Source organism: Pseudomonas abyssi (assembly GCF_003444685.1).
In the GTDB taxonomy this organism is placed as follows: domain Bacteria; phylum Pseudomonadota; class Gammaproteobacteria; order Pseudomonadales; family Pseudomonadaceae; genus Halopseudomonas; species Halopseudomonas abyssi.
In genome coordinates, this window is the sequence record NZ_LMAZ01000004.1 from 186,826 (window position 1) to 201,446 (window position 14,621).

Annotated in this window: 18 protein-coding genes; 10 read left to right on the forward strand and 8 right to left on the reverse strand. The window is 63.7% G+C overall.

Annotated features, from left to right (window positions below):
• Positions 1-129 precede the first annotated feature (129 nt).
• The 7 genes from ASB58_RS13775 to ASB58_RS13805 all read left to right on the forward strand — a co-directional run bounded on the left by ASB58_RS13775 (position 130) and on the right by ASB58_RS13805 (position 5,327).
• Positions 130-636 carry a cupredoxin domain-containing protein gene (locus ASB58_RS13775; protein WP_118131270.1) on the forward strand — a complete coding sequence of 169 codons (507 nt, stop codon included), beginning with the start codon at positions 130-132 and terminating at the stop codon, positions 634-636.
• On the forward strand, positions 626-2,311 hold the full coding sequence (locus ASB58_RS13780) for a copper resistance system multicopper oxidase (RefSeq protein WP_118131271.1): 1,686 nt from the start codon (positions 626-628) through the stop codon (positions 2,309-2,311). Before ASB58_RS13775 ends, ASB58_RS13780 begins: the two co-directional genes overlap by 11 nt.
• Entirely contained in the window at positions 2,308-3,024 is a 717-nt protein-coding gene (locus ASB58_RS13785) for a copper resistance protein B (protein ID WP_118131272.1), read from the forward strand. The genes ASB58_RS13780 and ASB58_RS13785 overlap by 4 nt, the downstream gene beginning before the upstream one ends.
• Positions 3,025-3,163: 139 nt before the next feature.
• A complete protein-coding gene (locus ASB58_RS13790) occupies positions 3,164-3,904 on the forward strand; it encodes a MauE/DoxX family redox-associated membrane protein (RefSeq protein ID WP_118131273.1) in 741 nt (246 codons plus the stop codon).
• Between the two features lie 62 nt (positions 3,905-3,966).
• Positions 3,967-4,428: an ATPase gene (locus ASB58_RS13795; protein ID WP_118131274.1), complete on the forward strand. Its 462-nt coding sequence runs from the start codon at positions 3,967-3,969 to the stop codon at positions 4,426-4,428.
• Positions 4,429-4,455: 27 nt separating this feature from the next.
• The gene (locus tag ASB58_RS13800; protein WP_118131275.1) at positions 4,456-4,881 is read left to right on the forward strand and encodes a secondary thiamine-phosphate synthase enzyme YjbQ; all 426 of its coding nucleotides are present in this window, start codon (positions 4,456-4,458) and stop codon (positions 4,879-4,881) included.
• Between the two features lie 122 nt (positions 4,882-5,003).
• Positions 5,004-5,327 carry a hypothetical protein gene (locus tag ASB58_RS13805; protein ID WP_118131276.1) on the forward strand — a complete coding sequence of 108 codons (324 nt, stop codon included), beginning with the start codon at positions 5,004-5,006 and terminating at the stop codon, positions 5,325-5,327.
• 28 nt (positions 5,328-5,355) lie between these two features.
• Here ASB58_RS13805 and ASB58_RS13810 read toward each other — a convergent pair whose 3' ends face one another.
• From ASB58_RS13810 to lptM, 6 genes are read right to left on the reverse strand one after another with little or no spacing between them, the layout of a single operon-like run.
• Positions 5,356-6,066, reverse strand: a complete 711-nt coding sequence (locus tag ASB58_RS13810; protein ID WP_118131277.1) for an HAD family hydrolase — start codon at positions 6,064-6,066, stop codon at positions 5,356-5,358.
• Positions 6,063-6,986 (reverse strand): tyrosine recombinase XerC, encoded by a 924-nt coding sequence (xerC, locus tag ASB58_RS13815; RefSeq protein ID WP_118131278.1) that lies wholly within the window; start codon positions 6,984-6,986, stop codon positions 6,063-6,065. The genes ASB58_RS13810 and xerC overlap by 4 nt, the downstream gene beginning before the upstream one ends.
• A complete protein-coding gene (locus ASB58_RS13820) occupies positions 6,970-7,671 on the reverse strand; it encodes a DUF484 family protein (protein ID WP_118131279.1) in 702 nt (233 codons plus the stop codon). Before ASB58_RS13820 ends, xerC begins: the two co-directional genes overlap by 17 nt.
• Positions 7,668-8,498 carry a diaminopimelate epimerase gene (gene dapF / locus ASB58_RS13825; RefSeq protein ID WP_096004552.1) on the reverse strand — a complete coding sequence of 277 codons (831 nt, stop codon included), beginning with the start codon at positions 8,496-8,498 and terminating at the stop codon, positions 7,668-7,670. The genes ASB58_RS13820 and dapF overlap by 4 nt, the downstream gene beginning before the upstream one ends.
• A 1-nt stretch (position 8,499) precedes the next feature.
• On the reverse strand, positions 8,500-9,753 hold the full coding sequence (lysA, locus tag ASB58_RS13830) for a diaminopimelate decarboxylase (RefSeq protein WP_118131280.1): 1,254 nt from the start codon (positions 9,751-9,753) through the stop codon (positions 8,500-8,502).
• A gap of 7 nt (positions 9,754-9,760) precedes the next feature.
• Positions 9,761-9,898: an LPS translocon maturation chaperone LptM gene (gene lptM, locus ASB58_RS13835; RefSeq protein ID WP_096004550.1), complete on the reverse strand. Its 138-nt coding sequence runs from the start codon at positions 9,896-9,898 to the stop codon at positions 9,761-9,763.
• 131 nt (positions 9,899-10,029) lie between these two features.
• Between lptM and cyaY the strand changes: the two genes are divergently transcribed.
• Together cyaY and ASB58_RS13845 are read left to right on the forward strand one after the other, a co-directional pair.
• Positions 10,030-10,365 carry an iron donor protein CyaY gene (gene cyaY / locus ASB58_RS13840; protein WP_165771259.1) on the forward strand — a complete coding sequence of 112 codons (336 nt, stop codon included), beginning with the start codon at positions 10,030-10,032 and terminating at the stop codon, positions 10,363-10,365.
• Positions 10,362-10,544, forward strand: coding sequence for a DUF1289 domain-containing protein (locus ASB58_RS13845; protein ID WP_096004548.1), 183 nt, complete (start codon positions 10,362-10,364; stop codon positions 10,542-10,544). Before cyaY ends, ASB58_RS13845 begins: the two co-directional genes overlap by 4 nt.
• A 2-nt stretch (positions 10,545-10,546) precedes the next feature.
• Here ASB58_RS13845 and ASB58_RS13850 read toward each other — a convergent pair whose 3' ends face one another.
• Both ASB58_RS13850 and ASB58_RS13855 read right to left on the reverse strand, forming a co-directional pair.
• Positions 10,547-13,387: a class I adenylate cyclase gene (locus tag ASB58_RS13850; RefSeq protein ID WP_118131281.1), complete on the reverse strand. Its 2,841-nt coding sequence runs from the start codon at positions 13,385-13,387 to the stop codon at positions 10,547-10,549.
• 8 nt (positions 13,388-13,395) lie between these two features.
• Entirely contained in the window at positions 13,396-13,638 is a 243-nt protein-coding gene (locus tag ASB58_RS13855) for a TIGR02647 family protein (protein ID WP_096004546.1), read from the reverse strand.
• Positions 13,639-13,788: 150 nt separating this feature from the next.
• Between ASB58_RS13855 and ASB58_RS13860 the strand changes: the two genes are divergently transcribed.
• Positions 13,789-14,451, forward strand: a complete 663-nt coding sequence (locus tag ASB58_RS13860) for a glutathione S-transferase family protein (protein ID WP_118131282.1) — start codon at positions 13,789-13,791, stop codon at positions 14,449-14,451.
• The last annotated feature ends 170 nt before the right edge of the window (positions 14,452-14,621 follow it).

Sequence of the window (14,621 nt, forward strand, 5' to 3'; positions counted from 1 at the left end):
GTCAGGATTCAGTTTCGCTCGGCAAGCTGCGCTCATTCCCGACGGGTGGGGCAGAGAGTGCATCGGCAACCGGGGTGGTTGTCAATGCTGCGGCCGTCGGCAGGCCTTTCAGTGACAGGAGATATACCCATGCAGCGGACATTTAACGGGTTGGCGGCAGCAATGCTGTTGGGCGCGGCGTCGGCGGGGGCTGCGATTAGCGAAGGCGGTCAGCCTGGCGACCCGCAGCAGGTCAGCCGCACTATCGATATCGTCATGTACGACAACTACTTCGAGCCCGAGCAACTGACGTTTGCCGCGGGCGAGACGGTGCGTCTGAAGGTGCGCAACGAGGGCGCGCTGGTGCACGAGTTCAATATCGGCACGGCTGCCATGCACGAGGCCCATCAGGGACAGATGCAGATGATGGTGGATCACGGCGTGATTCAGGGCGATCACCTCAATCATGAACGCATGAAGATGGACATGGGCGGCGGACACACCATGGAGCACAGCCACGCCAACAGCCTTCTGCTGGAGCCGGGGCAGGAAGCCGAGCTGGTCTGGACCTTCGCCAGCGCCGACAGCCTGGAGTTTGCCTGCAATGTGCCCGGCCACTATCAGGCCGGGATGGTCGGAGGCATTCATGTTGAGTAAGGGGGTTGCCGCCGCCTTGGCGCTGCTGCCGCTGATCAGCTGGGCTGGCGAATACAACCTGACCGTCGACCGGGTGACCATCGACACCGGTGAGTTTCGCAAGCAGGGCATTGGTTATAACGGCGCCTCGCCCGGGCCGATTCTGCGTTTTCGCGAAGGCGAAGACGTCACTATCCACGTGACCAACAACCTCGATGAGCCGACCTCGGTGCACTGGCACGGGCTGGTGCTGCCATTCCAGATGGACGGCGTACCCGGGCTGAGCTATCCGGGTATTGCGCCGGGCGAGACCTTTACCTATCGCTTTCCGATCAAGCAGGCCGGCACCTACTGGTTTCACAGTCATTCGGGTTTTCAGGAGCCGGATGGTGCTTACGGCGCCATCGTGATCGAGCCGCAGGGGCGCGAGCCTTTCCGCTACGACCGCGAATACGTGGTGCAGTTGACCGACAAGCACCCGCACTCGGGTGACCGCATTATGCGTAACCTCAAGACATCGGCGGACTACTACAACCGCCAGCAGCAGACGGTCGGTGACTTCTGGCGCGACAGCCGCGAGCGCGGTCTGGCGGCGACGCTGAAGGATCGGCTGATGTGGGGCGATATGCGCATGATGTCCAGCGACATCGAGGATGTGCAGGGCTTTACCGGGCTGATCAACGGCAAGGGCCCGGAGCAAAACTGGACCGGCTTGTTTCAGCCGGGTGAGCGGGTGCGCCTGCGGCTGATCAACTCCTCGGCCATGACTTATTTCGATGTGCGCCTGCCCGGCCTGAAGATGACCGTGGTGCAGGCGGATGGCAATAACGTGCAGCCGGTTACCGTGGATGAGCTGCGCATCGGTGTCGCGGAAACCTACGATGTCATCGTCCAGCCCAAGGAAGACCGCGCCTACACGGTATTTGCCGAATCCATGGGCCGCTCGGGTTTTGCCCGCGGCACCCTGGCGCCGCGTGAGGGTATGCAGGGCGAGATTCCCGAGCTGCGTCCGGCACCGCTGCTGACCATGGCTGATATGGGCATGGCGCATGCGGGTATGGATCATGGCGACATGGCCAGCATGGACCACGGCAGCATGGACCACGGCGATATGGCGGGCATGGATCACAGCGGCATGAGCCACGGCGATATGGCGGGTATGGACCACGGCAACATGAACCATGGCGAGGTCGCAGCACTGCCCGCTGATCCCTTTTACGCCCAAGGCAGCGGGTTGATTCCCCAGGCCTATAACGATGGTCGCTTCCTGTCCTATGCCGATCTGCGCGCACAGAAACCGTTGTATGAAGACCGCGAACCGACCCGTGAGATCGAGTTGCGGCTGACCGGCAACATGGAGCGCTATATCTGGTCGATCAACGGCATCAAGGAGTCGGACGCCGAACCCATTCGCCTGCAGTACGGCGAGCGCGTGCGCTTCAAATTCGTCAACGAAACCATGATGACCCACCCGATGCACCTGCACGGTATGTGGTCGATTCTCGACGTCGGTGCCGACCAGTGGAACCCGGTCAAGCATGTGATCAGCGTGGCGCCGGGCACTACGGTGTATATGGAGACCGAGGTGGATGCGCCCGGCAAGTGGGCGTTCCACTGTCACCTGGCCTATCACGCGGCTGCGGGAATGTTTCGTACCGTGATTGTTGAGGGTGGGCCCGAAGGAGGTGATTCTTGAAGCGGCTTATCCTTCCGCTGCTGATGCTGGCCACGCCGGCAGGCGCCGAGCAGATGGCTCACTCGATGCACCACGGCTACTTCTGGGGGCTTCAGGCCGACGCGCTGGAATACCGCCACGGCGATAGTGGTGAAGAGTTGGGGTACTGGAGCACCGAAGCCTGGTGGGGCACCGATGAATTGAAGGCGCTTTGGCTCAGCGAAGCCGAATACAGCTTCGACCACGACAGCTGGGAGACGCTGGATAACCGCCTCGCCCTGCAAACCCCGGTCAGCGACTTTATCGATCTGCGCGGTGGCCTGCGCTTTGACACACCGGGCGCTGAGAACCGGCACTACGCTTTTGTTGGCCTGAATGGTCTGCTGCCCTACTGGCTGGAGCTGGACAGTAACCTCTACCTGAGCGAGCACGGCGATCTGTCGCTCGATTTGGCGCTGGAGTACGAACTGCTGCTGACCAATCGCCTGCACCTGATCCCCGAGCTGGAGCTGGATGCGGCGTTGTCCGACGACGAGGCGATGGGCGTTGGCCGCGGCCTCAGCGGGATGGAGGCGGGGTTGCGGCTGAGCTACGACCTGATTGACCGATCCATCGTGCCTTACGTTGGTGTGCACTATGAGCGGGCGTTTGGGCGTACTGCCGACTTCGCCGCAGACGAGGGCGATGATCGGGACGGCTGGTTTGCTGTGGCAGGTGTGCGGCTGATGTTTTAGCCGCCAGTGCTGCGTTGCCGGTTGGAACCTCGTCGCGGGTCGGGCGGTCGCAAGGAAATGGCGGCAGTGTTACCCGCCGCTGTGCCGAGAGGCGCCGGAGCTGCCGCGACGACGCAAACCAGACAGCAGGAGTGACCCGATGACGGATCAGCCGCGCGACGCGACACTCTACCGTATGGTGATGAAAAACCACCTCTGCCCCTTTGGGTTGAAGTCCCTCGATCTGCTCAAGCGCGAGGGTTTCACGGTGGACGACCGGCATTTGACCAGCCGCGAGGAAACCGACGCATTTCAGCGCGAATACAACGTGAACACCACGCCGCAGGCCTTTATCGACGGCCAGCGCATCGGCGGCCACGACGAGCTGCGGCGGTACTTTGGCAAGCCGGTCAAGGCACCGGATGAGGTGACCTATCAGCCGGTGATCGCGGTCTTCGCCTGCACCGCGCTGATGGCGCTGGCGGTCAGCTGGACCGCCTTGGGCACGGTATTGACCGTGCGCACGCTGGAGTGGTTTGTCGCTATCTCGATGTGTGTGCTGGCGATTCTCAAGCTGCGTGACCTGGAAAGCTTCTCCAACATGTTTCTCGGCTACGATCTGCTGGCGCAGCGGTGGGTGCGCTATGCCTATCTCTATCCCTTCGGCGAGGCCTTGGCCGGCATCCTCATGATCGCTGGCGCACTGCTGTGGTTGGCAATTCCGGTAGCGCTGCTGATCGGGGTAATCGGCGCAGTCTCCGTTTTCAAGGCAGTGTACATCGACCGGCGCGCACTCAAATGTGCCTGCGTGGGCGGCGATAGCAACGTGCCGCTGGGGTTCATTTCACTGACCGAGAATCTGATGATGGTGGGTATGGCTGCCTGGATGTTGATCAAGTAACGCCAGGCAGATCGACAGACACGCAGACCCGCGCAGTGCAAACGGCGGCAACAGGAGGCTTGATGAAAGCAGAAACCTATCGTGACTTGATCGAGTGGACACAGCAACTGCATGGCCAGTTGGCCAGCCGGCTGGAGGCCGGGGCGGCTGACAGCCAGACCGGGGAGCGCATGAGCGCGCTGCTGCAGTATCTGGCCGAGCACGAGCGCCGCATGCAACAGATGGTGCTGCGTTTTGAGCAGCAGGCCGATATCAAGGTGCTGGACAGTTGGGTGTACGACCACTTTACCGACAACCCGCGCGTTCGCACGCTGGACGCAGGGCAGAGCTTTGTCGGGCTGGACCACGACGCTCTGTGTGCGCTGGTGTTTGATCTGCACAACGACGCGCTGGACCTGTATCGTTACCTGCTGGGCCGAGCAGAAACGGCGGGTGGGCGTGAGCTGATGCAGGATCTGCTGGCGATGGAGAAGCATGAAACCTTGCGGCTGGCCGAGCAGGCCCAGCGAGCTCAGGATCTGTAAAATCCGTCACACAAAGGTGAAAGCAGCATGTGGTTGCAGAAAGAGATTCGCCTCAAGCCCCGCGCGCGGGGCTTTCACTTGATTGACGACGAAATTCTGCCTGCGCTGCCAGAGCTGACGGACGTGCGCGTGGGCCTGCTGCACCTGTGGCTGCAGCACACCTCGGCCTCACTGACCGTCAACGAGAACGCCGACCCGCTGGTACGCGGCGACTTCGAGGCGTTTTTTCGCCGCGCGGTGCCGGATGATGCGCCGTACTTCAAGCACACTTATGAAGGCCCGGACGACATGACCGCGCATATCAAGTCGAGTCTGCTCGGTGTGCAGCTGACCCTGCCGATAACGGCTGGCAGGCTCGCCGTTGGCACCTGGCAAGGTCTCTACCTCGGGGAACACCGGGAGCATGCCGGCAGCCGCCGGGTGCTGGCGACGCTGCAGGGGCAGTGCGACTGAGCAATATCGCTTCAGGGCCCGTCACAGAGGCGCTGCCGGGATGAAAAAAAGTTGCGCGCGGGACTAGCCAAATCCCCCCGGTGAACTATATATAGCCTGTTTTCCATTGTGAGGATTCAGGCATGAGTGATGATCTGGACGACGATCTCGACGGTATGGACGATTCCGAGGTCGACGATCAGGACGATGTGACGGATGGCAGCGACGATGTTGATGACGGCGATGATGGTGCCGAGGTCAGCAGCAAGTCGCGCAAGAAGAAGGCCGCAGCCAGCGATGACTTCGAAGGTGCTTCGATGGAAGCCAAGGAGCGTGAGCGGGAAATGCTGGCCCGTCAGATCGAAGAGTTCATGGCGCGCGGTGGCAAGGTGCAGCAGATCGACGACAACGTGGTCTCCGATCCGCCGAAAAAGCCTGAAAACAAGTACGGCAGCCGTCCGATCTGATTGAATCGGGCCTTGCCGCCGTGCCCGTTCAGCGTTTGGCGTAACGCTGGTAGCGGTTCAGCCAGGGCGGAATCTCGCTCAGGCAGCGCACCTCGCCATGGGCCCGTTGCTGGCCCGTCCAGGCATTGCCCTGTGGGTTAAACCACAGGGTATGCATGCCCACATCCAGGGCCCCCTGGATGTCGTCCCCCGGATGATCTCCGATATGCAGCGCCTGCTGCGGCTCGACCCCGGCGTTGTCGAGCGCCGCCAGGAAGGGTGCCGGGTCCGGCTTGCTGATACCCACCTCATCCGCTGACACGATGATGCTGAAATAGCGATCCAGCCCCAGCCGGCGTACATCGGCGTTGCCGTTGGAAATGCAGGCCAGCCGGTATTGCTGCGACAGCAGCTGCAGCACCAGCTCCATATGCGGGAAGTACTCCAGCCGATGGCGAGCATCAATGAACACCTCGAAACCGGCGCGTGCCAGCCGTTGGGCTTCGTCTGCCGGGTATCCCGCCTTGCGCAGACCCAGTTCCAGTACCGCGATGCGCAGTGGCGTCACTCGGTGGCGCAGGTCGGGGTCGCCATCCAGCACCTCGGCCAGCAGGGCCTTGCGTGCGTCCAGATCGCGCGCGGCGGTGTAGTCCGGCGCCTGTTTGGCGAGCCAGTCGGCCAGCACCCGCTCGGCGTTGGCCACCACCGATTCGGTTTCCCACAGGGTGTTGTCGAGGTCAAAGGTCACCAGCTGAATCATTTGTCTGCCTTGCGTTTGGCTCTGGGGTGGGCCTGATCATACACCTGGGCCAGGTGCTGGAAATCAAGGTGAGTGTAAATCTGCGTGGTACTGATGTCCGCGTGGCCCAGCAGCTCCTGGACCGCCCGCAGGTCGCCGGAAGACTCCAGCATGTGGCTGGCGAACGAATGCCGCAGCATGTGCGGATGCAGGTGTTGGCCGATTCGCTCCACGCCATGCCGACGCAGGCGCAGTTGAATGGCGCGCGGAGTCAGCGCGCTGCCGCGCTGACTGACGAACAGCGGCTGTGCTGCCTGGTCGCTGGCTGGGCGCACACTAAGCCAGTCCTGCAGGGCGCGCCGCGCCATGCGGCCGACGGGCAAGACGCGGGTCTTGTTGCCTTTGCCGGTCACCCTGACCTCGCCCTGCTGCAGGTCGAGGTCGGCGATGTCCAGGCCGGCCAGTTCGGACAGCCGCAGGCCGGAAGAGTAGAACAGCTCCAGCATGGCCTGGTCGCGGCGACCGAGCCAGTCGTCCTCGCCCGGGCTGTCGAGCAGCTGGGCGGCCAGGTCGGCATCCAGCGTGCGCGGCAGGGGCCGCGCGGCCTTGGGGGCGCGCAGATCCAGCGCGGGGTTTTGCTGTGCACGCCCCTCGCGCTGCAAAAAGCGGTAGAAGCTGCGGATGGCGCTGAGCAGGCGTTGCAGGCTGCGGGGGGCCAGACCCTGCTGGTGTTGGCTGGCGATAAAGTGGCGCAGGTGCTGGGTGTCCAGCCGGTCCCAGCCCGGCAGCTCGCGCGCGGCGCGGTGCTGATCCAGACTTATCAGGTCGTGGCGGTAGGCCTCCAGCGTGCGCGGCGACAGCCTGCGCTCGATGCGCAGGTGGTCGAAGAACGCACTGATGTCAGGGTCGGCGATGCCGGCCGGCTCAGGCGTGGTTTTCATCGGCCAGGGGGCGTTGGCGCAACAGCACGCGGGCCAGCGCGTCGGCGACGTAGCCAAGGAACAGGGTGCCGGTGGCGCTGCGGTATTGCTGGGGGTCTTCGCTGCCCAGCGCGAGCACGCCGTGCAATCCCTGGTAGCGGATGGGCGCCAGCGCGGTGGATGCGACCTGCTCACCGTGCTCGCCGAACAGGAAGTTCAGCTCCGCCGGCCGCAGCGCGCCGGCCACTGGTTTGTCGCTGTCGAGCAGGTGACCGATGGCTTCCTTGGCGGCGGCGTGGGTAACGCAATGGGCGTTGCTGTAGCGGTCCGCTTCGGTAAACAGGATCAGGCTGACAAAGGGCACCTGAAAGTCGGTGCGCAGGCTGTCTTCCAGTGTCGCCACGACTTGATCCGGGCTCTGCGCCTCGAGCATGCCGAGAATCAGCCGGCGGCTCTTGTCGAACAGCCGGTCATTTTCCCGGGCGGTGTCCATCAGCTGGTTCAGGCGGTGGCGCACGTCGATGTTGCGCTCGCGCAGCAGTTTGACCTGCCGCTCGACCAGCGACACCGCGTGACCTGCTTCATGGGGCACGATCAGGTCGGCCAGCAGCTCGTCGTGCTCGACAAAAAAGGCCGGGTGGCGTTGCAGAAACTCTACGACGCGGGCGGCTTCCAGTTCGTCAGGGTGGGGCGGTTGCTCTTTCATACGCGAATCTGTCCCTCGTAGACCCGGGTGGCCGGACCGGTCATCAGCACGGGCTGGCCTGGGCCGCCCCACTCGATCTGCAGACGGCCGCCGGGCAGGTCGATCTGTACGGGTGAGTCCAGCAGGCCGAGACGGATACCGGCGACGGCAGCGGCGCAGGCGCCGGTACCGCAGGCCTGGGTTTCACCCACACCGCGCTCGTACACGCGCAGCCGGGCGTGCTGGCGGTCGACCACCTGCATAAAGCCGGCGTTGACCTTGCGCGGGAAGCGCGGGTGCGCCTCGATCAGCGCGCCCAGGCGCTCCAGCGTGCCGTCCTGCACATCGGGCACCAGGGTGACGCAGTGCGGGTTGCCCATGGAGACGGCGGCTACCTGCAGGGTTTCTCCGGCCACTTCAAGCGTGTAGTCGATGGCTTCGGCGTCGGCCTGGAAGGGCACCTCGGCGGGCACAAAGCGCGGCGCGCCCATGTCCACCGTGACCTGGCGGTCGCGGTTGATGCGCAGCACGATAGGGCCGCCGGCGGTTTCGACGTGAATTTCCTGCTTGGCGGTCAGGCGCTTGTCCTGCACAAAGCGCGCAAAGCAACGGGCGCCGTTGCCGCATTGCTCCACCTCACTGCCGTCGGCATTGAAGATGCGATAGCGAAAGTCGGCATCGGGCGTGGTCGGTGGCTCGACCAGCAATAGCTGATCGAAGCCAACGCCGGTGTGGCGGTCGGCCCACTGACGAATCTGCCGCGCTGACAGCTGGGCGTGCTGGGTCACCAGGTCGATGACCATAAAGTCGTTGCCCAGCCCGTGCATCTTGGTAAATCGCAGCAGCATCTCAGGCCTCGGGCAGCAAGGATTCGCCGGCCAGCAGCTCACTGACGGTTTCGCGGCGACGCACCAGGTGGGTCGTGTCGCCGTCGACCAGCACTTCAGCCGCCCGCGGACGGGTGTTGTAGTTCGAACTCATGACAAAACCATAGGCACCAGCGGAACGCACGGCCAGCAAGTCGCCTTCGGCGAGCGCCAGTTCGCGGTCCTTGCCGAGGAAATCACCGGTCTCACAGACCGGGCCCACCAGGTCCCAGGTGTCCACAGCCACGTCGCTGCGCGGCTTGACCGCGTCGATACCCATCCAGGCGCTGTACAGGGCCGGGCGGATCAGGTCGTTCATAGCGCCGTCGATGATGGCGAAGTTCTTGTGCTCGGTCGGCTTGAGCAGGTTGACGCGGGTCAGCAGCACGCCGGCATTGGCCACGATGGAGCGGCCCGGCTCGCATACCAGGGTCAGGTTGCGACCGGCCAGCGCCTCACGCACCTTGGCCAGATAGGTACCGGGGCTCGGTGGCGTTTCGTCGCGGTAGGTCACACCCAGACCGCCGCCCAGATCCAGATGGCGAATGGTGATGCCGTCGGCGGCCAGGCTGTCGATCAGTTGCAGCAGGCGGTCGAGCGCGTCGATGAAGGGCGTGTCGTCGGTCAGCTGGGAGCCGATGTGGCAGTCCACACCGCAGATGTCGATATGGCTCAGCTCGGCGGCGCGGCGATAGACGGCCGGCGCCTGGGCGATATCGATACCGAACTTGTTTTCCTTCAGGCCGGTGGAGATGTACGGGTGGGTCTTGGCATCCACATCCGGATTTACGCGCAGGGAGATCGGCGCCTTGATGTTCAGCTCGGCGGCAACCTGCTGCAGGCGCTCCAGCTCGGCGGCAGACTCGACGTTGAAGCAGTGAATGCCGACTTCCAGCGCGCGGCGCATCTCGGCGGCGGTCTTGCCCAGGCCCGAGAAGACGATGCGCGAGGGCTCGCCACCGGCGGCCAGCACACGCTCCAGCTCACCGCCGGAGACGATGTCGAAGCCGGCGCCACGGCGGGCCAGCAGGTTCAGCACGCCCAGGTTGGAGTTGGCCTTGACGGCAAAACACACCAGGTGGGGCACGCCGTCCAGCGCGCTGTCCCAGGCGTCATAGGCCTGCTCGATGGCGGCGCGGGAATAGACGAAACAGGGTGTATCGTATTGTTCGGCAATCGACGACAGGGCAACGCCTTCGGCGTGCAGCTCGCCGTTGCGGTATTCAAACGCGGTCATTGGGGCATCACTTCTGGGTCGATTGCTCGGCGTTCTCGGTCTGGGCAGGCGCGCTGGCCGTGTCCTCGGGGATATACAGGGGGCCTTTCTGCCCGCAGCCGGTCAGAACCAGCAACGTGAACAGGGCCGCAGCGAATGGCTTCATGTTGAAATCCTTACAGGTAGAATACCCGGCAGTATACCCAGCCACCCGGTCCGACGCATTAGCCAGCGACCCGGCGGCCAGAAAACGGCGCGCAGACGCCAGAGTCAGATGAGAGACAGACAATGCAGGACATGAGCGAAGCAAGCTTTCACCAGGCGGTAGACCGCGTACAGGACCTGATCGAGCACGCCCTGGATGATGGCGACCTGGATCTGGAGATGGAGCATATTGACGGCTCACTGGTGCTGATCCTGCCCGAGGGGCAGCGGCTGGCCGTTGGTCGTCAGCCGGCTTCGCGCGAGCTGTGGCTGGCCACGCCGGAACGTACCCTGCACTTCAACTTCGATGCAGAGCAGGGCTGGTTGCACGACAGTGGCGAGGGCACGCTGGGCGAGGTGCTGGCCGCTGTGCTGGAAGATATCAGCGGCGAGGAACTGGAGCTGGATATCGACGCGGACTCGCTGTGACTCCGCGCGGCAGCCAGCCTTCGCCCTGCGTACGCAAATGCTGCCTGGACGGCGAGGTGTGTCTGGGCTGTGGCCGGCTGTTGAGTGAAATCATCGAATGGGCTGGCGCCTGCGACCGACGCCAGCGCGATATCATCGAAGCCGCTGCCAGGCGGCAAGCGCTGCGTCGCCGCAGCTGATCTCAGCCCAGCGCCTGCATGGCGTCATTCAAGGCGCTTTCCAGCTGCTGGCGGTAACGCAGGTACTGCACGGTCTGCATGCGCCCGCCCGGGTCTACCGCCGAGAGGTCCAGGTCGGTGATATAGCAGGGATAGGGCTCGCGGTCGCGACGGCGGCTGAGGATATGTTGCGCCACCTCGGTGTAAAGCTGGGCGCCGTACTCCAGTTCGGAAAACTCGCGGTGATCGCAGAAGATGGTTATCCGCAGGCGGCGACCGGCGCCGGGCTCGGCAATGGCCTGCACAGCGTAGATGTCGGCGTCCATGCCGCCACGCGGCAGCGCGCGCTGCTCCAGGCGCAGCGGATGGCCGTCCTGGGCGGGCAGGATGCAGTACAACTCGGGTTCGCCTTCATCGATGCTGCGATCCAGACTTTCGCCCGCCTGACGGCGCAGCTGAATACTGCGCAAAAAGCGCAACAGCGGCAGCAGCAGGGTTTGTTCGTCGCGATAGTTCTGTTGGGTTGTCCATAGCGCGCCGCGCTCATCCAGCAGGCTGATGTCGGCCTGCCAGTTGGCGCGCAGGCGGTAGAACAGCTGGACGCGGCCCGGCTGGTCCTGTTGCAGAATCAGCGCCAGATCCTGCCCCTGCAGGGCATAGTCGTCGAGCACCAGGCGCTGATGGCGTGGACGCGAGCGTCCCAGGTAGCGCTGCAGCTGGTCGCGGTCTTCCAGTGCCTGCATGCCGATCTGCTCGTCCTGCCACTCTAGCACTCTGAACGCGCTCTGCAGCTGCAGCATGAAGCGCGCCGGCGGTGTTCCCAGCAGGTGCTGGGCCGCGCTGCCGAACAGCCGCTCGACCCGCTCGGCGATGGCGCTGGCGCGGTTGCGGCAGAAGCAGCGTACCGCCAGCTCGGGCAGGCGCTGGTGCTCACGACCGCCATTGAGATAGTCGCGCAGCGCCTGCATGCAGGCTTCTTCGCCTTCGTACTGGGTGACCAGCAGCTCGTTCCAGCTGTTCAGGGTGACCAGGTCGATACGCTGGATCAGATTGTCCCGCAGGCCGGAGTAACCAAGGGCGTCGGTATGGCTGCTGATCAGGTGCAGGTTTTTCTGGCTGCTGCCGGGCAGCGGGTCCAGGCCGACGTTGACCAGCAGCAGCACGCGACAGGGCTCGCTGGCGCGTGACAGGGCAATCTCGGTCAGTGCCGGCAGCGGCAGCGGGAACTGCTGCTGCAGACTCTGCACCAGGCTGCTCAGCTCGTACTCGCTGAGTGCGCTGTCGCCGGGATGGAGGACAAAGCGCGTGGCGCTGTCGATCAGCCCGTTGCGGTGTCCCCAGGCGAGCAGCTCCAGCAGGTTGAGGCTGCGCTTGAGCGCCTGGTGATCGCTCAGTTCGATGGCACTGAGGCCGTCGCGGTACAGGCTCCAGCTGGGCGGGTTGTCGTCGGTGCCTGCACTCCAGGCCAGCGTCAGCAGTGCTTCGCTGAGGTCCGGGCTGATGCCCGGGTTGATAAACTCGATCTTGCCGGCCTTGCGCTCGAACGCGGCGTAGAGGCGCCGGCCCAGCAGCGACAGGTCGCGGGCGCTGACCGCGTTGATCACCCCTTGGCTGCGGCCAAACTGCGATAGCAGCCGATAGCTGTGGGTCAGCTCGTTGACCAGTTGGCGACGCTCGGTCGCCACTTCGCGAATGCGCCACTGGCGGCGGTCATCCATTTGCTGCAGCTGGCGCGTGCCCCAGTGCCATTCGCGCACCAGCCGTTCCATCATTTGCCGCTTCCAGTCCAGCACCCCGCTGCGCCGACTCAGACGGACGTTGGCCTTGATATACAGACAGCGGCGGATCAGTTCCAGGCGTTCGTTCTCCTGCCGACTGAGCAGGTAGCGCTCCAGTCGGCGGTAGAGCATGACGTAGGGGTCCAGCTCATCCTCGTCCGGCTTGCCGGCAAATACCGCCTGCTTGAAGTCCAGACTCAGGCAGCGCACGCGCGGGTGCTCGCTGGAGTAGACCTCGGTCAGCAGCAGCTTGAGCACCGACTTGTAGGGCGACTCGATGCCCTTGAACAGCTGCCACAGGCCCGCGCCGACAAACTCGCCGGCGGGGATGGCCGCAACGTGGCCCAGATCAAGATAGTCATCAGCGCGGATAAAGCGCTTGCTGATCAATTGGTGAGTGTAATCGCGGTAGCGCGCCTCTTCGTAGACCGGCACCAGCCACCACAGGGGAAAGCGGCCGCCCAGACGGATGGCGGTGCGGTAAAACTCGTCCAGCAGCAGGTAGTGCTGGGTGCTGCCGCAGTCCTCGATACCCAGCGGATTGTCGCGCTCGCCCTGGGCGAAGCTGGCCGGGTTGATCAGGTGAAAGTGAACTTCGCTGTTTTGACCGGCGGCCCACTCGCTGATCAGCTGGCACTTGCGATCCAGCTCTTCGATCTGCCGGCTATCCAGCTCGGGGGCATGGCAGACCCAGATATCCAGATCGCTCTGCTCGGACTGGCCGATGGTGCCGCCGCTGCCCATCAGATACAGGCCATGGATCTGGCCACTGAAACCGGCGGGGTGGCGGCGGTACTGAAAGCTGCGGGTCAGGCTCTGGGCGATTTGCAGGCAGCTGCTGTCCGGCTCAAAGCCGTGCAGGCCGCAGGGTGTCTCGCGTGAAACAAAGCCGGGCAGCAGTGGATAGTTGACGTCGAACAGCAGCGGCAGCAGTTGCAGCACGTTGTACTGACGGCTTGGCAGTGCCTGCAGCACCCTGCGCAGGCGTGTGGCGTTGACCGCCATAAAGCGTTTGCGCAGGGTGTTCAGGGTCTTGCGGTCAATGCCCTCGTCAATCCGTGGCTGAATTTCACCGTGCTGCTGCATGGCGCGCTTCAGGACCTCGGCGTGCGCAGGATAGTGAGCAGGGTCTGAGCATGCTCGGCGGCGTCCAGGCCCAGGCTGGTCAGATAGCCGCCGTCGGGTTGGGTCGTCAGCCCCTTGGCGAACAGGCGCTCGGACGCCGCGACGGTGGCGGGGTCGGCTTCGTGACTGTGGATTTTCAGGCCTTCCTGGGAGTTGCCCAGGTTGAACTGGCAGAGCAGGTTGATTTCGGCTATTTCATCGGGTGTCAGCATTGATGGTGCCTCTTGTCGGGTGTGCAGTTCAGTCTAGCCGGGCGTCATTGTCGGCGCATTCAGGGGCCTGATGACGCTGGAGAATTATCGTCTGAGCGGTTACAACTCAGCCTATGCCCTCCCGTCCGCCTAACAATGGAGAACAACAGGATGATCAGACTACACGGCTTCGCAGCAAGCAACTACTTCAACATGGCCAAGCTGGCGCTGCTGGAAAAGGGTGTCGAGTTTGAGGTCGTCAACGTGCACGGCAGTCAGGACCCCGACTTTCTGGCCAAGAGCCCGCGCGGCAAGGTACCGGTGCTGGAAACCGCACAGGGTTTTCTCAACGAAACCAACGTCATCCTCGAATATATCGAAGAGACCCAGGGCGGCAAGGCGCTGCTGCCGAGCGATCCGTATGAGCGTGGCGTGGTGCGTGCGCTGACCAAGGAAATCGAGCTGTATATCGAGCTGCCGGCGCGCTCCTGCTTTATGGAGGTGTTCTTTGGCGGCAAGGTAGACCAGGCGATCAAGGACAAGGCGCGGGTCGAGCTGCTGGCCGGCGTGGCAACCCTGGCGCGACATGGCCGCTTTGCGCCTTATGTGGCAGGCAATGAAATGACTGTCGCCGATATTTTCCTGCTGTACAGCTTTGACCTGGCCTCCACGGTGGCGCAGAAGCTGTTCGACATTGACCTCAAGGCGGAACTGCCGCAGGCGGCTGCGTTGCTGGAGCTGCTGGCGCAAAACCCCAACGTGCAGAAAGTGGCGGCCGACCGCGAGGCCGAGATGGCTGCGTTTATGGCGGCGATTCGGGCTGCGCGCAAGTAGGCGGGTGTCGCGTAGCGCGCTTACCTTCGATGCTTCACCAAATTTCAGTGTGCGTGCCTAGGCACGGGGCCAACGCTTTTCACTGGAAGCTCAGATGGTGGAGTGCGCACCTTGGCTTCGTCCCGTTTACGCGGGCGAGTAGCGCAGGGCTGACGGGGAAAAGAGTCATA